26 protein-coding genes and 1 tRNA gene are annotated in these 23048 nt (G+C 58.4%); 15 read left to right on the top strand and 12 right to left on the bottom strand.

Annotated features, from left to right (window positions below; all coding sequences use genetic code 11):
* Window positions 1-108: 108 nt before the first annotated feature.
* Together rpmF and HMPREF2751_RS02765 are read right to left on the bottom strand one after the other, a co-directional pair.
* Window positions 109-282 (bottom strand): 50S ribosomal protein L32, encoded by a 174-nt coding sequence (gene rpmF, locus HMPREF2751_RS02770; RefSeq protein WP_005511439.1) that lies wholly within the window; start codon window positions 280-282, stop codon window positions 109-111.
* Between the two features lie 21 nt (window positions 283-303).
* Entirely contained in the window at window positions 304-570 is a 267-nt protein-coding gene (locus tag HMPREF2751_RS02765) for a type B 50S ribosomal protein L31 (RefSeq protein WP_005511390.1), read from the bottom strand.
* Window positions 571-1026: 456 nt separating this feature from the next.
* Here HMPREF2751_RS02765 and rpmB point away from each other — a divergent pair, with 456 nt between their 5' ends.
* The 7 genes from rpmB to HMPREF2751_RS02730 all read left to right on the top strand — a co-directional run bounded on the left by rpmB (window position 1027) and on the right by HMPREF2751_RS02730 (window position 5544).
* A complete protein-coding gene (gene rpmB, locus HMPREF2751_RS02760) occupies window positions 1027-1263 on the top strand; it encodes a 50S ribosomal protein L28 (RefSeq protein WP_016423274.1) in 237 nt (78 codons plus the stop codon).
* Between the two features lie 3 nt (window positions 1264-1266).
* The gene (rpmG, locus tag HMPREF2751_RS02755; protein WP_005511413.1) at window positions 1267-1431 is read left to right on the top strand and encodes a 50S ribosomal protein L33; all 165 of its coding nucleotides are present in this window, start codon (window positions 1267-1269) and stop codon (window positions 1429-1431) included.
* 3 nt (window positions 1432-1434) lie between these two features.
* Entirely contained in the window at window positions 1435-1740 is a 306-nt protein-coding gene (gene rpsN / locus HMPREF2751_RS02750; RefSeq protein ID WP_005511414.1) for a 30S ribosomal protein S14, read from the top strand.
* Between the two features lie 14 nt (window positions 1741-1754).
* On the top strand, window positions 1755-2006 hold the full coding sequence (gene rpsR, locus HMPREF2751_RS02745; protein ID WP_005511410.1) for a 30S ribosomal protein S18: 252 nt from the start codon (window positions 1755-1757) through the stop codon (window positions 2004-2006).
* A 165-nt stretch (window positions 2007-2171) separates the two neighbouring features.
* Complete coding sequence (locus HMPREF2751_RS02740; protein WP_049189712.1) at window positions 2172-3107, top strand: AEC family transporter; 936 nt, start codon at window positions 2172-2174, stop codon at window positions 3105-3107.
* A 47-nt stretch (window positions 3108-3154) separates the two neighbouring features.
* Window positions 3155-3880 carry a TIGR03089 family protein gene (locus HMPREF2751_RS02735; RefSeq protein WP_049171307.1) on the top strand — a complete coding sequence of 242 codons (726 nt, stop codon included), beginning with the start codon at window positions 3155-3157 and terminating at the stop codon, window positions 3878-3880.
* A 53-nt stretch (window positions 3881-3933) separates the two neighbouring features.
* Complete coding sequence (locus HMPREF2751_RS02730) at window positions 3934-5544, top strand: FMN-binding glutamate synthase family protein (RefSeq protein ID WP_070595344.1); 1611 nt, start codon at window positions 3934-3936, stop codon at window positions 5542-5544.
* 20 nt (window positions 5545-5564) lie between these two features.
* Here the strand turns inward: HMPREF2751_RS02730 and purE are convergent, their stop codons facing one another.
* From purE to HMPREF2751_RS02710, 4 genes are all read right to left on the bottom strand, one after another.
* Window positions 5565-6041, bottom strand: coding sequence for a 5-(carboxyamino)imidazole ribonucleotide mutase (purE, locus tag HMPREF2751_RS02725; protein WP_049171375.1), 477 nt, complete (start codon window positions 6039-6041; stop codon window positions 5565-5567).
* A 117-nt stretch (window positions 6042-6158) separates the two neighbouring features.
* Window positions 6159-7448 (bottom strand): 5-(carboxyamino)imidazole ribonucleotide synthase, encoded by a 1290-nt coding sequence (locus tag HMPREF2751_RS02720; protein WP_083304393.1) that lies wholly within the window; start codon window positions 7446-7448, stop codon window positions 6159-6161.
* 30 nt (window positions 7449-7478) lie between these two features.
* Window positions 7479-7940, bottom strand: a complete 462-nt coding sequence (locus tag HMPREF2751_RS02715; protein ID WP_069359648.1) for a YdbT family protein — start codon at window positions 7938-7940, stop codon at window positions 7479-7481.
* A 6-nt stretch (window positions 7941-7946) separates the two neighbouring features.
* A complete protein-coding gene (locus HMPREF2751_RS02710; RefSeq protein WP_048733626.1) occupies window positions 7947-8804 on the bottom strand; it encodes a biotin--[acetyl-CoA-carboxylase] ligase in 858 nt (285 codons plus the stop codon).
* Window positions 8805-8930: 126 nt separating this feature from the next.
* Here HMPREF2751_RS02710 and HMPREF2751_RS02705 point away from each other — a divergent pair, with 126 nt between their 5' ends.
* The 3 genes from HMPREF2751_RS02705 (at window position 8931) to HMPREF2751_RS02695 (ending at window position 12562) form a co-directional block, all read left to right on the top strand.
* Complete coding sequence (locus tag HMPREF2751_RS02705) at window positions 8931-10571, top strand: acyl-CoA carboxylase subunit beta (RefSeq protein ID WP_070595343.1); 1641 nt, start codon at window positions 8931-8933, stop codon at window positions 10569-10571.
* 105 nt (window positions 10572-10676) lie between these two features.
* Entirely contained in the window at window positions 10677-12305 is a 1629-nt protein-coding gene (locus HMPREF2751_RS02700) for an acyl-CoA carboxylase subunit beta (protein ID WP_016423283.1), read from the top strand.
* Window positions 12302-12562 (top strand): acyl-CoA carboxylase epsilon subunit, encoded by a 261-nt coding sequence (locus tag HMPREF2751_RS02695; RefSeq protein ID WP_016423284.1) that lies wholly within the window; start codon window positions 12302-12304, stop codon window positions 12560-12562. Before HMPREF2751_RS02700 ends, HMPREF2751_RS02695 begins: the two co-directional genes overlap by 4 nt.
* A 136-nt stretch (window positions 12563-12698) precedes the next feature.
* On the opposite strand, the gene HMPREF2751_RS02690 is transcribed toward HMPREF2751_RS02695, so the two are convergent.
* Both HMPREF2751_RS02690 and HMPREF2751_RS02685 read right to left on the bottom strand, forming a co-directional pair.
* Window positions 12699-13241, bottom strand: coding sequence for a hypothetical protein (locus HMPREF2751_RS02690; RefSeq protein ID WP_049193052.1), 543 nt, complete (start codon window positions 13239-13241; stop codon window positions 12699-12701).
* 2 nt (window positions 13242-13243) lie between these two features.
* A complete protein-coding gene (locus HMPREF2751_RS02685; protein WP_048733637.1) occupies window positions 13244-13456 on the bottom strand; it encodes a helix-turn-helix transcriptional regulator in 213 nt (70 codons plus the stop codon).
* A gap of 159 nt (window positions 13457-13615) precedes the next feature.
* On the opposite strand from HMPREF2751_RS02685, the gene HMPREF2751_RS02680 reads away from it, so the two are divergent.
* A complete protein-coding gene (locus HMPREF2751_RS02680; RefSeq protein WP_016423286.1) occupies window positions 13616-14218 on the top strand; it encodes a Maf family protein in 603 nt (200 codons plus the stop codon).
* Window positions 14219-14284: 66 nt separating this feature from the next.
* On the opposite strand, the gene HMPREF2751_RS02675 is transcribed toward HMPREF2751_RS02680, so the two are convergent.
* Window positions 14285-15343: a Cj0069 family protein gene (locus tag HMPREF2751_RS02675; RefSeq protein WP_070595342.1), complete on the bottom strand. Its 1059-nt coding sequence runs from the start codon at window positions 15341-15343 to the stop codon at window positions 14285-14287.
* Between the two features lie 363 nt (window positions 15344-15706).
* Between HMPREF2751_RS02675 and HMPREF2751_RS02670 the strand changes: the two genes are divergently transcribed.
* The 3 genes from HMPREF2751_RS02670 to HMPREF2751_RS02660 all read left to right on the top strand — a co-directional run bounded on the left by HMPREF2751_RS02670 (window position 15707) and on the right by HMPREF2751_RS02660 (window position 19317).
* Window positions 15707-16591 (top strand): sulfurtransferase, encoded by an 885-nt coding sequence (locus HMPREF2751_RS02670; protein WP_049189714.1) that lies wholly within the window; start codon window positions 15707-15709, stop codon window positions 16589-16591.
* 420 nt (window positions 16592-17011) lie between these two features.
* Window positions 17012-18799 (top strand): acetyl/propionyl/methylcrotonyl-CoA carboxylase subunit alpha, encoded by a 1788-nt coding sequence (locus HMPREF2751_RS02665; RefSeq protein ID WP_042388874.1) that lies wholly within the window; start codon window positions 17012-17014, stop codon window positions 18797-18799.
* Between the two features lie 116 nt (window positions 18800-18915).
* The gene (locus HMPREF2751_RS02660) at window positions 18916-19317 is read left to right on the top strand and encodes a hypothetical protein (RefSeq protein ID WP_042388876.1); all 402 of its coding nucleotides are present in this window, start codon (window positions 18916-18918) and stop codon (window positions 19315-19317) included.
* 30 nt (window positions 19318-19347) lie between these two features.
* On the opposite strand, the gene cobF is transcribed toward HMPREF2751_RS02660, so the two are convergent.
* Both cobF and HMPREF2751_RS02650 read right to left on the bottom strand, forming a co-directional pair.
* Window positions 19348-20196, bottom strand: a complete 849-nt coding sequence (cobF, locus tag HMPREF2751_RS02655; protein WP_070595341.1) for a precorrin-6A synthase (deacetylating) — start codon at window positions 20194-20196, stop codon at window positions 19348-19350.
* Entirely contained in the window at window positions 20147-20428 is a 282-nt protein-coding gene (locus HMPREF2751_RS02650) for a cg0963 family protein (RefSeq protein WP_016423292.1), read from the bottom strand. The genes cobF and HMPREF2751_RS02650 overlap by 50 nt, the downstream gene beginning before the upstream one ends.
* Window positions 20429-20703: 275 nt before the next feature.
* Between HMPREF2751_RS02650 and HMPREF2751_RS02645 the strand changes: the two genes are divergently transcribed.
* Window positions 20704-20776, top strand: a tRNA-Arg gene (locus tag HMPREF2751_RS02645).
* Between the two features lie 239 nt (window positions 20777-21015).
* Here the strand turns inward: HMPREF2751_RS02645 and HMPREF2751_RS02640 are convergent.
* Window positions 21016-22971 (bottom strand): hypothetical protein, encoded by a 1956-nt coding sequence (locus HMPREF2751_RS02640; protein WP_070595339.1) that lies wholly within the window; start codon window positions 22969-22971, stop codon window positions 21016-21018.
* Window positions 22972-23048: the final 77 nt, after the last annotated feature.

Here is a 23048-nt window from a genome sequence, read left to right as displayed (position 1 = left end):
TTTAAAAAGCTCTTTATCAACTGTTCCTTACGCACTGAACGCACTCTGGGCGCGCGAAGCGCTTCGCGGTTCAGCGAGGAACGTTGTCAGCATCCTAAAAGATGCGCGTTAGAACTTCTCGACGTCAACCAGGCCGAGCTGAACAGCCTTGGCGATGCGACGAGGAACGTTGTAGACGCGGCCGTTTACCTTGACTTCCTGGAGAGCGACGTTGTTGCTCTTCCACTGGGAACGGCGAGCGCGGGTGTTAGCACGCGACATGCGACGCTTTGGTACTGCCATTTTCTTATTCCCCTCCTATTCTTAGTTCTTCTTCGCGCGGCGAATGCGGTTACCGTAACGGCGCTGGAACTTCTCGACGCGACCAGCGGTGTCCATGACACGCTGAGCACCGGTCCAGAACGGGTGCGACTCGCTGGTGACGTCAACGACAATCAGCGGGTACTCGTTACCGTCTTCCCACTCGACAGTGCGGTCGGAGGTGGCGGTGGAACGGGTAAGGAAAGAGTGACCCGTGCCTGCGTCCTTGAAAACCACCGGGTGGTAATCAGGATGGATGTCCTTCTTCATTAATTCTCGTTTCCCTCAGGATTGAACTTCAGGTCGCTTTCCCCCAGCTAAGAGTGAGAGAATCGTGCCTGAGTTGGGTACGAACACGACTTACAATGACACGCACCGGGTCAATATTTCTATAAACCGGCATGTGACACTCGATGGAATATTACAGGCTCGAGCCCGAAAATTAAAAAAGGGCCCTGCACTAACGCCCGTCGACAAGCACGAACTCTATGACGACACTCGAGAGTCGCACCGAGAAAACCACAGTGGAACAGCGATTAGGTTATCCCGCAACTCGTGTGTAAACTGTTCTCTCGCTGTTGTCTAGTTATTCGTTTACGCGCTCAGCGTCGAGTGTCAGTGGGCAGCGCCCCGGAAAAGGCCAGGTGGATTCCTCGGTTATTCAATAGTCCGGCGTGGCGCACCAGTGATGTCGGCATTGGGCGGCAAGGAAGCAAAGGAATCCCTATGTCGGCGATTTGCCAGGTTACGGGACGCAAGCCGTCTTTCGGCAAGACCGTGTCCCACTCCCACCGGCGCACGTCGCGCCGTTGGAACCCCAACGTGCAGCGTAAGAAGTTCTACCTCGCCTCTGAGGGGCGTCACATCACTCTGAATGTGTCCCCGAAGGGTCTGAAGACCATCGACAAGTACGGTATCGAGGCTGTTGTTGCTCAGATTCGTGCACGTGGGGAGAAGATCTAAAAAATGGCACGTAATGACATTCGTCCAATCATCAAGCTGAAGTCCACTGCGGGCACCGGTTACACCTACGTGACCCGTAAGAACAAGCGCAATACCCCGGACCGTATCACCATTAAGAAGTACGATCCGGTTGTCCGCAAGCACGTCGAATTCCGCGAGGAGCGCTAATTCATGGCTAAGAAGTCCAAGATTGCCAAGAACGAGCAGCGCAAGGAAATCGTCGCTCGTTATGCAGAACGTCGCGCTGAACTGAAGCGCATCATCAAGTCCCCGCACTCCACTGACGAAGAGCGCATGGACGCACAGTACGAGCTGAACCGTCAGCCGCGTGACGCGTCCCCGATTCGCGTCCGCAACCGTGACGCTGCAGATGGTCGCCCGCGCGGCTACCTCCGCAAGTTCGGTCTGTCCCGTGTCCGCGTTCGTGAGATGGCCCACCGTGGCGAACTCCCGGGCGTCCGTAAGTCCAGCTGGTAAGTCGAGGAGCACCAATGAAGCGCAATCACTCTAACAAGAAGGCGCGGATGGAGCAGTCCCGCCGCCCGAAGAAGAACCCGCTCAAGGCCGCAGGCGTTGAGAAGGTTGATTACAAGGACATTAACCTGCTCCGCCAGTTCATCTCTGACCGTGGCAAGATTCGTTCCCGCCGCGTCACCGGTCTGACTCCGCAGCAGCAGCGCCAGGTCGCTACCGCTGTGAAGAACGCCCGCGAGATGGCACTCCTGCCGTTCACCAGCCGCTAAAGATGGCTGGTCGGCGGGAGCCGATCATTCGAATACCCGCCGAAAGGCCTTATTTACGCGCTGGCCGCATGACGATACATGCGATAACAGCGTAAAACGGACTCAGTCCTTCCCCACCAAGGGGATTGGATTGGGTCCGTTTTTTATTGTCTAAAATATGCACTTATGCCCGCTCTCACCGAAATATTCACCGGCTTTGGTTCCGTCGCAGTACTGATCATTGTTGGCTGGTTGTTTGGGCGCAGTGAGATCGTCGATAAGCGGGCATCTTTTACCCTGAATATGGTCGTGTTCTGGATTGCGATGCCGTGCATGCTCGCGCACACGCTCGCGACGGCGGATTCGGCGAGCATCTTCGGTTCGGCGTTTGGCGTCGCGGCACTGTCGGCGCTTGGCACGGCGGCGTTTTACCGGATCTTTGTGGCACCCATGTTCAAACAGCGCGGCGCCGATGCTGTGGTCGGCGCGATGTCGTCGAGTTACAACAACGTCGCTAATCTCGGCGTGCCCATCGCTGTCGCAGTGCTTCACGACGCTACCGCCGTCGTCCCAGCCCTTATCTTTCAGATTGCCTTCTATGCGCCCGCTTCCATGACCGTGCTGGAAATCCTCACTAACCGCGGCCATTTCCGACCGCGCAATGTCATCATGGCACCGCTGAAGAACCCGATCTTTCTGGCGGCGATGGTGGGACTTGCGGTTAATGCGTTTGCTATCAAACTACCTCAGTTCGTAGCGCATCCAGTGGGGCTATTGGGGCAGGCCGCGGTGCCAATGGCACTTTTGGCCTTCGGTATTAGTTTGCATGGCATGCCGTTTATGGAAGCCGGCCGCTCCCCTCGTCGCGCCGTCGTGGTGGCGTCTACGCTGAAGCTTTTCCTGCACCCCGCGCTGGCTCTCCTGTTCGGCCATTTTGTCTTTGGTCTCAGCGGGCATGCGCTGCTGGCAGCTGTGATTATCGCCGGCCTGCCGACAGCCCAGAACGTCTACACCTTCGCCTCCCGTTTCGGCCGGAACCTTGAACAGGCGCGCGATTGTGGCGTGATTACGACAATCGCCTGCTTGCCGACGGTCCTTTTGTTCACCCTGCTGTTGAGTTAGGGGACTCTTCCCGACGGCCTGGAGAGAATCTCGTTACCCTTGGAGGCGTGGAGATTCTGAAGACACTTCTCGAGGCCGACCCGTCCGTGCCTCGTTTGACCTGTTATGACGAAACTACCGGCGGTCGTACTGATCTATCGGCCCAAACTCTGGACAACTGGGCCAGCAAGATCGCCAACATGCTGCACGATGAGTTCGACCTCGTCGCCGGAGACCAAGTATGGATTGACTTGCCGTTGATTTGGCAGTCCGCCTGCATCATCCTGGGCTGCGAGCGTGCTGGCGTCACCGTTAGCGATGAGGAGCCGCTGGTCGTATTCACCACTGTCAGCAACGTCAGCACGTGGGAAGAGAAGTTCCCAGATGCCTACCTCGCAGTGCTTACCGACGATCCCTTTGGCCGCGGTGTCGTGGAATGCGGTGATGATATTCCACCGGGAGTCATTGACTTTGGTCCGGAAGTTCGTTTCCACCCAGACGCATATCTAGGCGCAGGCCCGGACTCCGACCAAACCCCCGTTATTGGGGAAAAGTCGGCTGCAGAACTGCTTTCATCTGCTGGCGATTATGCGGACGAGATGCAGCTCACGCCCGGTTCCCGCGTCGTTTCCGACGGCTGGCTGGTGCCTGATTCTTCACAGGTCACCGCAGATAAATGGGCATGTAATGTGCTGTCGGCTTGGGTTCGTGGAGGTGCTGCCGTCGTCGTGCGCGGTGGCGATAGCGAGCGTGTCACTGCTATTTCTACGGCCGAAAAAGCCCGTGTGATTTAGTCGCAGCTGTCCCGTCGAGAAGCGCTCTAAGTAGTCGCGATAACCTGGAAACCGTGATTACCCGACCATATATTCTTGCGATTCTCGCCCTCATCAACGTCTTGGGCGCACTGGCTGTATGGGATCTGAGCCCATGGTGGTGGATTCTGATGGCCTTCATCCTCTTCCTGGATGTTGTGGCTATCTATGACATGCTTCAGAGGAAGCACTCCATCTTGCGGAACTTCCCGGTCATCGGCCATCTGCGCTACATGGGTGAGACCATTCGCCCTGAGATGCAGCAGTACTTCATCGAACGCAACTTCGACGGCGCTCCATTCGACCGCGATACCCGTACCGTGGTCTACGAGCGTGCGAAGGGGCTGTCCTCGAAGAAGTCATTCGGTACTGAGCGAAAGATTAATGCGCCCGGCTACGAGTACGTCCGCCACTCGATGGCGCCGAGCCAGCACGTCATCGAGGATCCGCGCGTAGATATTGGCGGTCCGGACTGCGCCCAGCCGTACTCAGCGTCTATCTTCAACATCTCAGCCATGAGTTTCGGCTCTCTGTCCCCTAACGCTGTCATGGCAATGAATAAGGGCGCGAAGCTGGGCAGCTTCGTACAGGACACCGGCGAGGGCGCTATCAGCCCTTACCATTTGAAGTATGGTGCCGACCTCTATTGGCAGCTGGGTTCCGGTTACTTCGGTGCGCGTACCGAGGATGGCGACTTCGATCCGGAGCTCTTCCGCGAAAAGGCTAAGATTCCGCAGGTCAAGGCAACCTATCTGAAGGTTAGCCAGGGCGCAAAGCCTGGACTCGGCGGCATGCTGCCAGGTCACAAGGTCAATGAGGAAATCGCGGCTACTCGCCACGTACCAGTTGGCAAGGGTGTGATGAGCCCGCCGTACCACCGCGTCTACTCCACCCCGCGTGAACTTGTTCGGTTTATGGGCACCATGCGCGAGCTCAACGGTGGCAAGCCGGTCGGTTTCAAGCTGTGTGTTGGCTCCCAGCTTGAGTTCCTCGCCGTGTGCAAGGCCATGCTGGAAGAGAACATCACCCCGGACTTCATCATCGTCGACGGCGCTGAAGGCGGCACCGGCGCTGCACCGCTGGAATACTCCGACCGCGTTGGCCTGCCGCTTACCGACGGCCTGATTCTCGTCCATAACGCGCTCGTAGGTGCCGGTCTGCGAGATCGCATTAAGCTCGGTGCGTCCGGCAAGGTCATTACTGGCTTCGATATTGTGAAGCGCATGTGCATCGGTGCTGACTTTGTGAACTCGGCTCGCGGCATGATGATGGCCACCGGCTGTATCCAATCTCAGCTATGTCATACAAACACCTGCCCGGTGGGTGTGGCTACCCAGGATCCGAGCCTGTGGAAGGCCCTGGATGTCGACGACAAGGGTCAGCGTGTGGCCAACTATCACAATGCCACGGTCGCGGAAGCAGCTAGCCTATTGGCATCGATGGGCCTGAATAGCTTCTCTGAGCTGGGGCCGTCCCACCTGCTGCGGCGCACCAATGAGCAGGTCGGTGAGACCTACGCGGAGCTCTACAACTGGCTGCAGCCAGGCGAGCTGCTGAGCGGAACTCGCTTCCACAACTGGGCCGAAGCCTGGGAGACCGCCGACCCGGACACGTTCCACTACCCCGCAGTTCATATGCGCGGGTAGTTCGGGGCTGGTTGCGCGCCCTACTCACCCATCAGCTTCTTGCGCAGACGCTCGTCCTTTTCCAGGACCTGATCGCGCATGTTGGCCTGGTAGTTCTCCATCGCCACAATGAGCTCCGGGTAACCGGCCGAGAGAATACGCACAGCCAGCAGGCCAGCGTTCTTAGCGCCGCCCACACCGACGGTTGCCACCGGAACGCCGCCCGGCATCTGAACGATTGACAGCAGGGAATCGACACCCTCCAGGTTCTCCAACGCGCGTGGCACGCCGATAACCGGCAGCGGAGTGGCCGACGCAACCATGCCCGGCAGGTGTGCTGCACCACCGGCGCCAGCGATAATGCAGCGCAGCCCCTTGTCAGCGGCGGACTTTGCGTAGTCAATCATGCGTTCCGGAGTGCGGTGTGCAGAGACCACACCTACCTCAAAGGGAATTCCGAACTCAGCCAAGACCTCCGCTGCGGGCTCCATGGTCGGCCAATCCGAGTCCGACCCCATAATCAGACCGACCAGCGGACCGGTTACGTTGGCCAACTTCGGGCTTGCCACCTGGTTTGCTTCAGCCAATGTTGTCTCCTTGAGATAGCAATCTAATTCTTATACAGCGCCAGCCACCTATGCGGTGTAGCCGTCTGCCCACACGCCATCGACGATGTAGCCAGCAGCGAGGTTGGCAACCCGCCGGGTCTCCGCGATGCCTTCCGGGCTTGCGTCGTAGCCGCACAGGTTGACGTGCCCCAGCTTACGTCCAGGGCGCCAATCCTTCCCGTACCAGTGAATCTTCGCTGATGGGAAACGACGCCATACCTCAGCAAAACGCTGTGAAATAGGTACATCCGAGGCCTCATCGCCACCGAGCGTATTGACCATTACCGTCACCGGCGCAGTCGGGCGAGTGGAACCCAGTGGCATGTCAGCAACTGCACGCAGGTGCTGCTCAAACTGGCTGGTCTCACAGCCGTCCTGCGACCAGTGACCAGTGTTGTGTGGCCGCATGGCCAACTCGTTGACAAAAATCTCCGGATTGCCGTCAGCATCGACGGTTTCGAACAGCTCAACTGCCAGCGCGCCGGTTACTCCCAGCTCGGAAGCGATGGTCACACTGAGCTTTTCGGCCGCTCTCGCAAGGTCGTCGGCAAGCCCTGGCGCCGGGCAGATTGCCTCAACACAGATGCCGTCACGCTGCACAGACTCGAGGACCGGCCAGGCCTTGACCTCACCCGACGGTGTGCGCGCACACATGGCTGACAACTCACGAACCAGCGCGACCTTCCGCTCGGCCATCAGCGGCACATCTTTGCCCAGCAGTTCGTCGACAAGCGCGCGCAGATCCTCGCGGTCCTTCGGGAACCACACGCCGTGACCGTCGTAACCGCCACGTCGGGCCTTCAGGCAGACGGCACCGTCAACGCGGTCGAAGAATGCTTCGGCATCCTCGGCGGACTCAATTGCAGCGTAGGCAGGTACTGGAGCGCCCAGTTCCTCCAGGCGCTGGCGCATCAGCAGCTTATCCTGCGCGTACAGCAACGCCGACGGCTGAGGCTGAACCGAGTAGCCCATCTCGGTCAGCTTGTTGAGGAATTCGGTGGGAACGTGCTCATGGTCGAAAGTCACGGCCTGCGCACCGGCGACAGCGCGTTCAACATCTTCCCAGACGTGGTAGTCGCCGATGATAACGTCCGCACACACCTGCGCCGCGGAAGCATCCGGCGAACCGGCGAGCAAACGGATGGACTGTCCCAGCTCAATGGCCTCAGTCTGCATCATACGAGCCAGCTGACCGTCACCAATCACCGCTACAACCGGCACGCCATCAGCATGCGCGGGATGCTGCGCAGCAGTTAGCGCTGCAGCGGAATCAGAAGTGGAATTAGTGGGGTTTTCAGGGGTATCCGAAGCAATCACACCCCTGATTGTAGGTTATGACCCAAAATTCTAAGTCAACCGGGAGACCAACTTAGCCACCTTACGAGAGCTGGGAATATCTTCCACAGCCAGCGGCGGGCCGAAACTGCGGGTGTGCAGATACAGCACGCCGCCCTTGCGATTGACCGCACGCACCGAACGCAAATCAATCGAGACCACCTGCGGGCGCAGAATGCCACGGCGCAGAATAATTCGCCTATCAGTCAGTACAAACCGCTCCCCCAGCCAACTTAGTACCGGACGAACGACGCGCCAGAGAATAAGCCCCAGCCACGCGAAGAGCAGCAGCTGACGCACACCTTGCAAATCTCCCGGAGCAATCGCAGGGCCGTCGATAAACCCAATCAGTAACCAGCAGACGCCGGTGATAACCATGAGTTCCAAGAGCGGCCACACCAGCCGACCAAAAGTTGGATTGGTGTCCAGCAGAATTGCCTCGCGCGTGTCCAACTCATCATCGGGAAAGGCCATACAGCACTACCCCCGCTCCGAATCAGCCTGCGGGGACGCATAGCCGCCGTCAGTGGCGCGAACATGGAACACGTCACCGGCCGCAACAAAGTGACTTGTGCCAGCTTCGTCGGTGACGATCAATTCGCCGTCGGCACGCACGCCAACCGCCTTGCCCACCAGCACGCGGTCTCCCGGCAACTCCACGCGCACGTTCGATCCGATGGTCGCGCACACCGCCTCGTAGTCCCGCAGCAGCTCAGCATCGCCCTTTCGCCACTGTGCTTGACGACGTCCCAGCGCCCGCAGCACACCAGCGGAGATGTCATCGCGGTCGAGGTTTTCCGCTCCCGCCAGGTATAGCGAAATGGCGTGTGGCACCGGCAACTCATCTTCCTGCAGGGAAACGTTGATGCCGATTCCCGGAATGAGAATTGGCGGTGTCAGCGACGCGGCCTCCACCAGAATTCCGCAGAGCTTACGACCGTCAACCAGGACATCATTCGGCCACTTCAGGGAAACGCGCTCAGGCGCAAGACCCGCAACTTCCACCACAGTATCGACGACTGCGAGGCCCGCGACTAACGGCAACAGACCCAGTTGCTCGGGTGCGAGCCCTTCCGGGCGCAGCACTGCGCTGAGTGCAATGGACGCACCCTTCGGGGCCGTCCAACTACGGCTCAGTCGACCGCGACCTGCGGTCTGTTCCGAGGCGATAAGCGCACTGAGATCTGCCGCCTGCCCCAGTGCCGCCTGTTGCCGAAGATCGGCATTGGTCGAACCAGTGGTTTCGACAACCTCAATGGAACTCCAGCCCGGCGCGGCTGCGCGCACACGCGTGGCGTCAAGAGGCTTGCGGGAAGCAACAATTCTGGGGTCGGTCATGCACAGCAGTCTAGCGTCATGGCCGGATTCACTGAGTCGTGGCCTTTCTCAAGAGCTCGACAGCGTGAGAATCATCACAGCTCGCCTGCTTTACTATTTTCCTTCCCAAACACTACATTCCATAACATGACTATTTCCTCACGTTTGGCGGCGGAGCAACACACCACCGCTTTTCTCAATGAAGACCTTTTACGCCGACGCACTGCTGCACTGACTCCGATGGGGTCGCGAGGCTACGACAAGCTCAAACTGACTGAGCGAATGAATGCCCGCGAGCGCATTGACTACCTGCTGGACGAAGGGTCTTTTGTCGAATTCGATGCACTAGCCCGCCACCGCACTACCGCATTTGGAATGGAAGCCAAACGCCCCGTGACCGACGGAATCATCACCGGCTGGGGAACCATAGACGGCCGTGAGGTCTGCATCTTCTCTCAGGACGGCACAATCTTCGGTGGTGCACTCGGAGAGGTCTACGGCGAAAAGATGGTCAAGATTCAGGAACTTGCCATCACTACCGGCCGCCCCCTTATTGGCATGTACGAAGGCGCCGGCGCCCGTATCCAAGATGGCGCAGTCTCACTTGACTTTATTGCCCAGACGTTCCACCACAACGTTCGCGCCAGCGGCGTCATTCCGCAGATTTCAGTCATTTTTGGTGCCTGTGCGGGCGGAAATGCCTACTCCCCAGCACTGACGGACTTCGTTGTCATGGTGGAGGAAAACTCCCGTATGTTCGTCACCGGCCCTGACGTAATCGAAACAGTCACTGGCGAAAAAATCAGCCAACACGAGCTCGGCGGCGCCGACACCCATATGGAGATCGCCGGAAACTCCCACTACACCGCCACTAGCGAGCAGGATGGACTCGACTGGGTCTGCGATTTGCTGGACTACCTCCCCAACAACACAACCTCCCCCGCGCCCAGCTGGGATTCCGATGCCAGTGACGAAATCACCGACCTCGATCGCACCCTCGACAGTCTCATTCCCGACAGCCCATCCACGCCGTACGACGTGCATGAAGTCATCTACGCGCTTTGCGACGATGCGGAGTTCCTGGAAATCCAGGAAAACCGGGCAGCCAATGTCGTGATTGGCCTTGGCCGTCTCAACGGTCAATCTGTTGGGTTTGTCGCTAATCAGCCCATGGAATTCGCGGGCTGCCTAGATATCGATGCAGCGGAGAAGGCCGCGCGATTCGTCCGAACCTGCGATTGTTTCAACATTCCACTCGTCTTTCTCGTAGACGTACCCGGCTTTCTCCCCGGTTCAAATCAAGAACACCAGGGAATTCTGCGCCGTGGCGCTAAATTGCTCTATGCGTATGCAGAAGCAACCGTTCCTAAAATCACCGTCACCATGCGCAAAGCCTATGGCGGCGCGTATTGCGTGATGGGATCAAAGGGGCTCGGCGCGGATGTAAATCTGGCTTGGCCGACGGCACAGATCGCCGTGATGGGCGCCTCTGGCGCAGTACGCTTCCTCCATCGTGCCGAGATTCGAACCGCCACCGAAGCAGCTCTCGCAGCAGACCCAGCGGCCGATAGATTTGGCACTCCCGAGAGTGTGAAAGAACTCATTGCTGAACTGGAAATGGGATACGAGCAACACATGCTCACGCCTTATCGCGCCGCCGAACGGGGGTTAATTGATGAAGTCATCCTCCCCTCCGAGACACGAACTCGGGTGATAAAAAATCTGCGCCTTCTAACTTCAAAGAAAGTACCGTGGCCTGCGCGCAAGCACGGCAATATTCCACTGTAAGAGCAGGCTTTTTGCTGTACAACGAGCTAGTCATTACCCCTACTTTTGTTAACAGCGATTGCCCCCAACTACCTCCCCCCGTTTTCGAAACGTAAACTAGTTGGTATGACGACTGCCGCAAATACATCAACCGGTGAAACCCCGGATTTGACCACTACTGCTGGAAAGCTGGCCGATCTGCGAGCCCGTCTCGCAGAGACCCAGGCTCCAATGGGCCAGGCCAGCATTGACCGCGTCCACGACAAGGGCAAGATGACCGCTCGTGAGCGCATCGAGTTCCTCTTGGACGAGGGCTCGTTCGTGGAGGTTGACGCTCTCGCACGTCACCGCTCCAAGAACTTCGGCCTCGATGCCAAGCGCCCTGTCACTGACGGTGTTGTGACAGGCTACGGCACCATCGATGGCCGCCAGGTCTGTGTCTTCTCGCAGGACGGCGCCATCTTCGGTGGCGCGCTCGGTGAAGTCTACGGTGAAAAGATTGTCAAGATCATGGATTTGGCCATCAAGACCGGTGTCCCAATTATCGGCATCAACGAGGGTGCTGGTGCCCGCATCCAAGAGGGCGTTGTTTCCCTCGGCCTCTACTCCCAGATCTTCTTCCGAAACACCCAGGCTTCTGGTGTTATCCCACAGATTTCCCTGATCATGGGCGCCTGCGCTGGTGGCCACGTCTACTCCCCGGCTCTGACCGACTTCATTGTCATGGTCGATGGCACTTCCAAGATGTTCATCACCGGCCCGGACGTTATTAAGACCGTCACTGGCGAAGAGGTCACACAGGAAGAGCTGGGTGGCGCTGGTACTCACATGAGCACCTCCGGTACTTCGCACTACACCGCCGCTGATGACGAAGACGCTCTGACTTTCGTTCAGGAATTGGTCAGCTACCTGCCGTCCAACAACCGCGCTGAGGCTCCTCGCATGGAGGCTGAGCCGTTCGAGGGCTCCATCGCTGACAACATCACTGAGACTGACCTCGAGCTCGACACGCTGATTCCGGACTCCCCAAACCAGCCGTACGACATCAAGGACGTCATCACCCGTCTGGTCGACGACGAGGACTTCCTGGAAATTCAGGAGGACTACGCACAGAACGTGGTCATCGGCTTCGGTCGCGTGGAAGGTCGCTCGGTCGGTTTCGTCGCCAACCAGCCGATTCAGTTCGCTGGCTGCCTCGACATCAAGGCATCCGAGAAGGCGGCTCGCTTCGTCCGCACCTGTGACGCCTTCAACATTCCGATCATCATGCTGGTTGACGTTCCAGGCTTCCTGCCGGGCACCAACCAAGAGTTCGACGGCATCATCCGCCGTGGCGCCAAGCTGCTGTACGCATATGCTGAGGCCACCGTCCCGAAGATTACCGTCATCACCCGTAAGGCCTACGGCGGAGCTTACTGTGTGATGGGCTCCAAGGACATGGGCGCTGACATCAACCTGGCATGGCCGACCGCTCAGATTGCGGTCATGGGTGCTTCCGGCGCTGTCGGCTTCATCTACCGCAAGGAGCTCAAGGCTGCTGCAGCCGAGGGCAAGGACGTCGTCGCACTGCAGAAGGAGTACGAGGCAGAGTACGAGGCCACCCTGGTCAACCCGTACATGGCTGCTGAGCGCGGCTTCATCGACGCCGTTATCCCGCCGAGCGAGACCCGCGGTCAGATCATCGAGGGTCTGCGTCTGCTGGATCGCAAGGTTGTTAACGTACCCGCCAAGAAGCATGGGAACATTCCGCTGTGACCGATTCCAAAAACACCCCAGCAACCGAAGACAAGGACGCCGCTACAGCCCCGGCTGCACCGTTCATGTCCGTCCTCAAGGGCAACCCGTCAGACGCTGAAACCGCCACGCTCGCGCTTTTGTTCGCAGGTATGGCAGCAGCCGGCGGTGCCCCAGAGGACCGCGGCCCGCGCAACAACTGGGGTCGGCTGGAAGAGGGTTTCCACCAGCCGCACCAGCACGTACCGGGCACGTTCCGCAACGTCCATTTCTACTAGTACAGCTACCGCTTACCGCGTAGTCGTTACCGCACGCTAGCTGCGTCGATTCGCTAGCACAAAGCGCCACCATCGGGTTTTCCGATGGTGGCGCTTTGGTTTTTGTTACTGCCTTAGCCTTGACCACTGCTTATTACTAGCGCTGTTCACCCAGCGACTCGCCATCAAACTCGTCATCGAGCTCCCGGTCCAGCCGACGCTGATCACGGTTGCGAGCTACCGGCCACACCACCTTGAACAGGAAATACACAAACGCCAGACCGATGGCAGCACCCACCACAGCGCCGGCAATGAATCCCCACGATTCCGATAGTGCCCCACCAGCGCTTGCCTCAGAGAGCATTTGCACTCTGATAAAACCAATCAGCCACAGCCCAATGACGGCTACGAGTGCTGCAATCTCGCCTTTTGTAAGACCATTAATCTTCGGCATTGGCACTTGACGTCGCAACCACCGCTGCGAAAACAGGAGTCCAACCAGCGGCATCAAGATGATTGCCACTGTCACGCCCACCATCTTTGGCTCTGGAATGAGCCAAATCAGTACCGTTGCAAGCACGTAATTAGCCCACATCATCATTGTGAACCCGTACGTGTAGGACTTATGCAGCAACATCTGCTGATACTCATCGTCCACCGTGGCGCTGTTGCGTTCAATTACGACATCCGCATAGGACATTGTCAGTATCCTTCCTCACCAAAAATTTCTTCGACTGTTTTTCCCAGTACCTTGCAGATACGCAACGCCAAATACACCGAAGGCGAGTAATTTCCCCGCTCGATATTTGCAATGGTTTGCCGCGAGACCTCCACCTTCGCGGCTAAATCCGCTTGGCTCAGCTCCAACCAGCGTCGGTATCTCCTGACCTGGTTCGAACGTTCTTCCCCACTCATCTGTGTACTTTCTTTAACTTGATGTCCACTTTACTTTACATCACTAGAAGGCAGCTGCCATCTAAAAAAATCTGCCTGTTCTTACAATCGGGCCAACCCCACGCATGTTTGCCACAAAAATTAGGCTTTACGATTCCGCCCTCACTAAAATCACTAACTATGAGCAGCCCCCGAATCGTCTTGGCTTCCACTTCCCCTTCGCGACTGCACATTCTGCGCTCTGCAGGCATCGAGCCCATCACAGTAGCGCCCAACGTCGACGAGGATGCCGTAATCACAGCCCTTCCGGACGCATCGCCGGTACGCATCGTCGAGGAACTCGCGCAGGCCAAGGCACACGCTGCCTCTCCGGCCTACCCCAATGACATTGTCATTGGAGGGGATTCAATGCTGCTTCTCGACGGGCAGTTGCAGGGCAAGCCCCACACGGAAGAAAAGACCATTGAGCGTTGGCACCAACAGAGTGGCCGGACGGCTGAGCTGATTACTGGTCACTGTGTCGTGACACCAAAGGGCGAGCACCTTGAGGTAGCGATTACTTCCCTCGATTTCGCCGAAGTCCCAGAAGAGGACATCCGTGCCTACGCTGCGACGGGCGAGCCACTGAAGTGCGCTGGCGCGTTTACCTTGGAGGCTCTAGGCGGCTGGTTTGTCGATGGCATCAATGGCGACTCATCCAGTGTGATCGGACTGTCGCTACCTGTCGTGCGCCGAGCTCTGTATCGCTACGGCTATTCGGTCTCCCAGTTCTGGAATAGGTAGGCATCGCAAGGACGTCGTAAAGCAAAAAACCGCACCAAATTGGTGCGGTTTTCCTAGCTGTTGAGACTACTTGTTAGCAGCCTCAACGCGCTTGATGGCCTCCTGAGCAACAAGCTCCTGGATACCCATATCCAGCTCGGAGGTGAAGCCAACACAGGAGCAGTTGATCTCGCCGAGAACGTAGGTGTCCTCGCCGTTCTCGCCGTCTGCCAGCATGAAATCAGCGGTCCAGATCAGCGGGATATTGTCGCCACCGAGGTTCTCGGCAATGACCGGGCGAGCCTCAGCAAACATGTCGATGAGGTCCTGCCACTCTTCCGGCTTGTTGTAGGTGTACTTCGCGCCAGAGAACAAGGTTGCGGAGAAAGCGTCGCCGCCCTCGGCCGGCTTCTTGTGAACCACGAAGACCGGGTGCGGGCCGACCAGCAGAATGCGAATTTCGCCTTCGGTGATGCGCGGCATGAAGCGCATGTCCACAAGCATGCCGTTATCGCCGATGATGTACTGGTCGCAGAAATCCATGAACTCGCCGAGCTCACGAGTCTCAGTGTGATTGTCCACGGCCTCGGTGCACTTCAGCTTGGTGTTTAGCGGCAGCGGGGTGCCCGGCTCAACGTTCTTAGCAACCTCTTCGTCAGCGATGCGCACGCGCCAGATGCCGGATCCGGTGGAGCCACGGTTCTGCTTAAGGACGCGCTCGCCGTAGGACAGGGAGGTCGGGAAAGTGCTGTGGAATGCCTCGACGTCGTAGTAAGCAGCGGTGTCAGACGGAACCAGGTCAGTATCCTTGAGCTTGACCAGTGCGTCCTTTGCGCCGTAGGCCATCATCTCGCCCGGGGTGGACATACCAACCAAACCAGCGACCGAGAGACTGGTCAGAAGCTCGAAGTAGCCCCTCTCACCACCCGGGATGTTGCCCGGGTTTACGCGGGAGATGTAGCCGTCGAAGTTCTGGGAGACGTAGTCGTACAGGTCGTCGTTCCACTCCGGTCGGTAGTAGACGACCTCAGCGGACCAACCGGCTTCGCGGATAGCGTTGACGATTGGCATGGTGTCCTTGCGGTGTCCGTCGAAGTACTTGTCCGAGCCGCCCTCGATCTCGAATACAACAATGTTCTTGTGCACAGGCACTCCTTTTAAGAAAATACATGGACTTCCGGCACTCAATTGTCTCCGTAACGCAGCGAATACCCAGGCAGATAGCCCATTTCAGCCCATTTTCCAGTGATACGAATCAACACAGTTTTTGCGCTAACTCTCAGCTAAATTTTAGGGCACTACCTGGACTCCAAGCGCGCTGAAAACACTGCTTTTACCCCCAACTGTGAGGCGTATCCCAGGGTGGCCGCGGACGCAATTGTTGCCGTCGGAAAGCGCTCACACTGGGGACTATTCCGCCGTTCGCCACGCGACCCGTAAACTAGATATGCAATTGACGATAAACGTCAGAAAGTCCCACCCACCCAACTTGCGCCAAGGGAGTATCCGATGGCTGTTCCGCACGACCCGCACCCCCAGTTCCAGCAGTACGCCCACCCTGAGCGCCTCGTCTCTAGCTCCTGGCTTGCTGCCCGACTGGGCTCTCCCGGTCTGCGCGTTGTTGAATCCGACGAGGACTCACTGCTTTACGACATTGGACATATTCCGGGCGCGGTTCGCATCGACTGGCATCACGACCTCAACGATCCTGTGCGCCGCGACTATATCGACGCCGAAGGCTTTGCCGAGCTCATGCGCGAGAAGGGTATCTCGCGCGATGACACCGTCGTAATCTACGGCGACAAGTCCAACTGGTGGGCCGCCTACACACTCTGGGTCTTCGAGCTTTTTGGGCATCCCGACGTGCGCCTGCTTAACGGTGGCCGCGATGCCTGGATGACTGAAGAACGAGACACGAGCTTCGAGGTCCCCAATTACCCACGCACTGACTACCCTGTCGTCGAGCGCGACGACAAGACACTGCGCGCCTACTTCAGCGATACACGTGAGCTCATTGGAAAGGCTCCGATTATCGACGTACGCACTCCGGAGGAGTATGCCGGTGCGCGAACCCACATGGTCGATTACCCGCAAGAAGGTGTCCTGCGTGGTGGCCATATTCCAACCGCGGTAAACATTCCATGGAATCAGTCCGTTCACCCGAACTCGCGTTTCCGCGATCGCGAAGAGCTCGAGCAGATTTACGCGCACGTCCAATTTGAAGATGAGGCGATTGTCTACTGCCGCATCGGCGAGCGCTCCGCGCACACCTGGTTTGTACTGCACCACCTGCTCGGCCACGAGAATGTTCGCAATTACGACGGCTCGTGGGTTGAGTGGGGCAACATGATTGGCATGCCCATTGCCCACGGTTCGGAGCCGGGAAGCCTGTAGGCGATCGATGCAACCGGTGGGCGCTTCCCCCACCGTTTTTCCAGCGTCAGTGGCTGACGCTACATCGGAGATTTAGTTTCCCCCTGCCGCCCCCAATCAAGGGGGCGGCAGTTGCACTCTTGGGTGATAATTTTAACCACAAACCTAGGTTTTTGGGCGGAAAATAGCCACTTCAGCTGCCCCCATGACCACTTGAATGCTGCTCAAGACCACAATCCCTACCCCCTTATGTAGCGAGCAAAAAGAGGTTGCTTACCGCACCTGTGACACAATGGAGACATTGGGTCACACGCTGTTAGCTACCGCGTGGTTAACCGCATTGCGGTTCACCGCTCAGTTAACTGCAGTGCTGCTTGTGATTCCTACAAATGACTGTCGCAACCTTGCCCCGAGGGCCAATTCTCGGGGTGCCCACGAAAAATGGAGGATTTCGTGTCCGAGCAGACCACTGAAAAAATCACGAAGGTTCTCGTCGCCAACCGTGGCGAGATTGCCGTTCGCGTTATTCGCGCTGCGAAGGACGCAGGCATTCCTTCCGTCGCCGTTTACGCTGAGCCGGATGCGGACGCTCCTTTCGTGACCATGGCGGATGAGGCTTTTGCTCTCGGTGGCACCACTTCCGCTGAGTCGTACCTAGTCTTCGACAAGATTCTGGACGCCGCAAAGAAGTCTGGCGCTAATGCCATCCACCCGGGCTACGGCTTCCTGTCGGAGAACGGAGACTTCGCTGAGGCTGTTGAGAACGCTGGCCTGATCTGGATTGGCCCGTCACCAGAGTCCATCCGCGCCCTGGGCGACAAGGTCACCGCTCGTCACATCGCGCTGAAGGCTGACGCTCCAATGGCTCCAGGCACCAAGGAGCCAGTTAAGGATGCAGACGAGGTCGTCGCGTTCGCCAAGGAGCACGGTCTGCCAATCGCCATTAAGGCCGCTTTCGGTGGCGGTGGCCGCGGCATGAAGGTCGCACACAAGATGGAAGAGGTCGCTGACCTCTACGAGTCCGCTACCCGTGAGGCCGTTGCCGCCTTCGGTCGCGGTGAGTGCTTCGTCGAGCGCTACCTGGACAAGGCACGCCACGTCGAGTGCCAGGTTCTCGCTGATAAGCACGGCAACGTCGTTGTCGCCTCCACCCGTGACTGCTCGCTACAGCGTCGTTTCCAGAAGCTCGTCGAGGAAGCACCTGCTCCGTTCCTGACCCCGGAGCAGGATGAGCGCCTGCGCCAGTCCGCTAAGGACATCTGCCGCGAGGCTGGCTACTACGGTGCGGGCACCGTTGAGTACCTGGTTGGCGCTGACGGTCTGATTAACTTCCTCGAGGTCAACACTCGTCTACAGGTGGAGCACCCGGTCACCGAGGAAATTACCGGCCTCGATCTGGTCCGCGAGCAGTTCCGCATTGCTGAAGGCAAGGAACTGTCCATCAAGGAAGACCCGGAGATGCGCGGTCACGCTTTCGAGTTCCGCATCAACGGCGAGGACGCCGGCAGCAACTTCATGCCGGCTCCGGGCACCATCACCAAGTACGTCGAACCGTCCGGCCCGGGTGTCCGCATGGACACCGGCATCAAGGAGGGCGACGTCATCGGCGGCCAGTTCGACTCCATGCTGGCCAAGCTGATTGTTTGGGGCGAGACCCGCGAAGAGGCCCTACGCCGCTCCGCTCGTGCTCTGTCCGAGTACCAGGTTGAGGGCCTGGCAACGGTCATTCCGTTCCACCGCCACATTGTGGAGAACCCGGCGTTTGTCGGCGATGGCGAGAAGTTTGACGTCTACACCAAGTGGATTGAAGAGGAATGGGACAACCCGATTGCTCCGTACGACGGTGACTCCGACGCTGACACCGACACCGTTCCGGCTCAGAAGGTTGTCGTCGAGATCGACGGTCGCCGCGTCGAGGTAGCCCTGCCGGGCGACCTGGCTCTGGGCGGCGGCAACGCTGGTGCCAAGAAGAAGAGCAAGAAGAAGCGCGCTGGCGGTTCCAAGAAGGCCGCTTCCGGTGACGCTGTGGTTGCTCCGATGCAGGGCACCGTCATCAAGGTCAACGTCGAAGAGGGCCAGGAAGTCTCCGAGGGTGACACCGTGGTTGTCCTTGAGGCCATGAAGATGGAAAACCCAGTCAAGGCTCACAAGGACGGCGTTGTCACGGGTCTGGCTACCGAGGCTGGCTCAGGTGTCGGCAAGGGCGATGTCCTGATGGAACTGAAGTAGTTCTAAAGCTCTAAGCGGGGCTGGTTGCGATGGGATTCGCAGCCAGCCCCGCTTGATTCTTTTCAGCCCCTCCCCGGCGCCCTTAAACACTGTTCAGGACGTCTAGAGTGGACGGTATGGAACCCATGGAAGTAAATGCCGGCCGCTTCTACTGCCGTCCGCTGCGCCACGATTCCCGCGTCGATGACGCCCCGGTCGCAACCCAATTACTCACAGAATTGGCCCCTGACTCCGTCGCCGAGTTCCTTCGGAACTCCACCACCGAGTGGGAAAACGACACCGCCTACCGCTTTGCGGTTGCTGAGCAGACGAACGTCGAGATGCTCGCACTAGCAACCGTCGAGGTCATCAATGCCGACCACGTCAGCATCACCGTCCGTCCCGCAGGCGATCCCGCACGCGTGTTGCCTAACGACGATCAGGTCCTCACCAAGGTAACCGTCGCCGACGGCGTCGAAGCCGCCGAAAAAGCCCTCCACCGATGGGCAGAGGGCTTCTTGGGCAAGAAGGTCAGCTAGCCGAGCTGGCACGGCTGCGACTGCTCAGTCCTAGGCGCCGGAACGCAGCAGGTAGATATCCATAATCCAACCGTGCTCCGCGCGTAGCTTCTTTTTCAGCTCTGCAATCTCTTCGCCGATGTCACCAACGCGGCCGCGGCGGAGCGTCTCCAGCTCCGTTCCCAGGAATGCACCCCAGAGAATCTCTTCCTCCGGGTCCGCGTGCTCGAGCCAGGCTGCACCGCCATCGAGCATCACCACCGCATCCATGCCAGGCGCACGCTCCCCCAGGCGCCGACCAGTGGTAATCAATACCGGTTTACCAATCTGGTTCAGGCACTCTCCATGTGCTGCGGTCAGCGCGGAAATCGCCGTCACACTGGGGATAACTCGCGATCGCACGTCCAGCCCAAGGTCGCGGACGCGCTGCAAAATCCGCAATGTTGAGTCGTACAAGGAGGGGTCACCCCAGACCAAGAACGCACCGCGGCGCTTGCCCTCTCGTCCGAGGTGAGCGACGAAGGCGTCGGCAAGCAGCTCTGCACGGCGCTGATGCCAGCCACGGACGACTGCGCCGTAGTTATCGGGCGTGCGGTCACGTGGCGGGTCGGGAACGGTAACGAGTTCGACATGCGGCGCATGCTTATCGACGATCGCCTGTCGCGCAGCCAACAAGTCCGCTTTGGCATCACCCTTGTCGAGAGCAAAAACTACGTCGACATCAGCAAGAGCGCCGATAGCCTCGAGCGTAATGTGGCTCGGACTACCGGCGCCGATTCCGATGACGTCTACATCGACATATCCGCTGTATACAGGGCTCTCGGCCTGAGTGCGGGCGGCGTCGTTTCGACTAGTGATTGGTCGGATCTCCCTCGTAACCGAACTGTTCAGCCATCTCATCTGGAGACAGGCCAGCCATCGAACCCTGGAGGTTAGCCGAAGCGGCCTGCTTCAAGTAAATCTCGCAAGCGTTGGCCATGTACTTGGAGTCGTACACGTTCATCTCCAGAATCGGAGTCAAAGAGCCATCATCTTCCATGCGCGAAACCAAAAGGTGCGGCTTGTCCGAGTCCGTGGTCATGGAGCACTTAATCTTGACACCGTTGACATCCGTGAAAGTTGGCTTAATCATATTGTCATCCTCCTCCAAAACAGCGACCGGAAAATAAGTAGCGCTGTTGCGACCGCAAGCGCAAGAAAGTCGCTCGTTATAAACCATGTTAGCCAGATTCCGGGCGGCACCGCCGAGCACAAAAGCACATGGGGGTAATAGCGAGCTTCCTGCATGTTTGCGTGTCAGGTCGAGGACCCAATTGCCACTAGAGCTCGCAGATGCGTTAAAGTGATGAAGTAATTTTCCGGCCGCCGAGAATGTGTTTTCACGGCTGTTTTACCCGGAAGATGATTGCCCTAGTAGCTCAGTGGATAGAGCACGGCTCTCCTAAAGCCGGTGTCGGAGGTTCGATTCCTCTCTGGGGCACAAATACCCTCGGGGGTTTCGGAAAACTATTTGAAAGTGTTCAGAAAACTCCCGCGGTGTCAGAGCCGGAGCCTCCTTTCGAGGTTCCGGCTCCCACTTTCTACCGAAACCGGCTGCTTTCCCAAGAAAATGAGCCCCGGAGCGAGTCTTTCGCGACCAATTCCGGGGCTTTTGAGGTTTCCGAACATGACTGTTGGACCGGAGGGTCTTCGTTCATTGAAGCCCTGCGGTCTAGCGGGTTATGCGGCCACCGGTGGCGCGTTCGGGAAGGTACCGGCCAGGGTGTTCGCGCTGTATGCACGGTCTTGGGTGTAGCGGGTGGTGTGGCGCTTCGGCTCGTCCGGCTCATGGTCGAACCACTCGGAGTCGGACGCGAGGAGGAGCACATTAACCGCGACACAACTCACTGCGGACGCGAGCAATTGGCCGGCCCAGCCGCGCATGAGTCGGTTGGTCTGGTCGCCAAGACCCACACCACGGGCGTTTTTGAGTTTGTCGTTACGCGACTCAATGGTGTTTCGCTGGCCGTAGACCTCTTCCCACTCTGGGGTCTTGTAAGCGGGTCCATCCTGGCGGAACTTGGCACCGTCGGCAGCGGTGTTGTTAATGGTAATAGAAGCCTGGCGGCACACCTTTGGCGCTCGTTCCTTGGACGGTACTTCCTTCACCGCGAGCGGAATCTGCACCTTGGCAGTCGAGCCCTCTTTGGATCGCGGCACGAGCGGGCAGGCTAGCGAGGTGCCGTTGGCGCGGACAGGGCACATACGGCGTTCAACGCCGGCATTTGTAGTGCCCTTGTGAGGAAGTTCGAAACGCTTGCGGAACTCAAGTCGGTGGAGGTAGACCTCGCGGTTCTTGGTTGCTTTGTACTCTTCATGCGGGTTGACGAGGTCCGGGAACGCCTTAATTCCTGGCGAGTAGTATCTGCCGTCAATGAGGACCGCGCCGTTGGCGAGTTCGCGCTGGAAACCGACTTTCTTGTCCTTGTAGTCGAAAACGAGTCCGTATCCCTCTTCACGCAGGGGAATGTGCAGGTTCTCCGGTTTCTGTTCTGGGTAAAGCCGGTCGAAAGTCATGTAGCCGCGGGGAACTTCGGGGCGCTCGGTGAGGTTTTGAATTGACTCCCAGAGGCGCGCCGACGGGTTGACAGCAGGGCGGTCGAAGCCGAGTCCGAGAATAAGCCCGGGGTGACCACCATGCTTGGCGAAGCCCTCGCCTGACATGGCGGACAGTGTCAGTTCGAAGCCCCAGGAGTACTTACCGCGGTCACCGTCGAATTCTTCGCCATCGTGCGAGAAAGAGTCCTTGTGATGCCAACCGGCAGTAGGCGTCGAGGCCAGGAAAGCGTCAAGGGGCAAGTCTTTGCTGGTGAGCTTCTTCTTCGACGGGTTGCCACGGTTCGTTACCTTTAGCGCAGTGCCGTCGACTACAACGGTGCCGTCCCACTCAGCGAAGACCTCCGGGTCCATGAGCTGAATGCTCGCCCAAATAAGACGGTTAGCAAACTCAATACCGCGGCTCTTGCGGACCTCGCGCCACGCCTTCTTCTCTTCGTCGTCATCAACGTCGAGCACGCCTCCGGGGACGAGGTCGAACCACTCGCCGACCGTGTAGCGCTTCTTGAGGCGAATTTCGGGGTACGGCTCCATTGTTTGACGCACGACCCACAGGGTTTCCCAGACGCGCGAGGACCACTTCTTGCGGACTTTGCGTCGCTGACGCTTGGAACGCGGGTCGAAAGGAATCTCTTTGAGACTAAACATGTCCCACATGGCAGGGGTAAGCCCAAACGCGAGAATTCGTCCCATTTCCTGGAAGTGCTGGGACTTCCGGCGCATAGCGAGCAGCACCCACAGGGTAAGTGCAACGTGAATAGACACAATGCGCTTGCGTCCGCCCTTGTTAGTGCGCAGACCGTCCTCGACGCGCCAGCGCTGGACCAAGTCCACAACGCCGGAGGTTTCCACCAGTTTCCAGGCTCGCCGGACAACGCTGAACACCTCTTTGGGGGACTCTAGGTAGACGAAGTCGCGGTCGTCGGCCTCCTTTTCGCGCTGCTTCTTCTCTTCGGGGGTCAGCTCGGTAAGAGCCTCGTCCCACTCCTTCTTTGAGCGGGTGGTTTTCGCGTCGCCGTCCTTCTCGCCACGCTTGGCGAGATACTCGCGGTACCAGTTGGAGTCGAGGTGGTCAGACATGGTGGTTCACCTCCTTTCGTCGTTGTTTTTGGCAGTAGAAGACTCACTCCAGGTGTTCACCTGGGCGTTTGACGTGT

Origin of the sequence: Corynebacterium sp. HMSC063G05, from assembly GCF_001810555.1 — a bacterium.
Classification (GTDB): domain Bacteria; phylum Actinomycetota; class Actinomycetes; order Mycobacteriales; family Mycobacteriaceae; genus Corynebacterium; species Corynebacterium jeikeium_D.
This window is presented reverse-complemented; position numbering and strand designations above follow the sequence as displayed.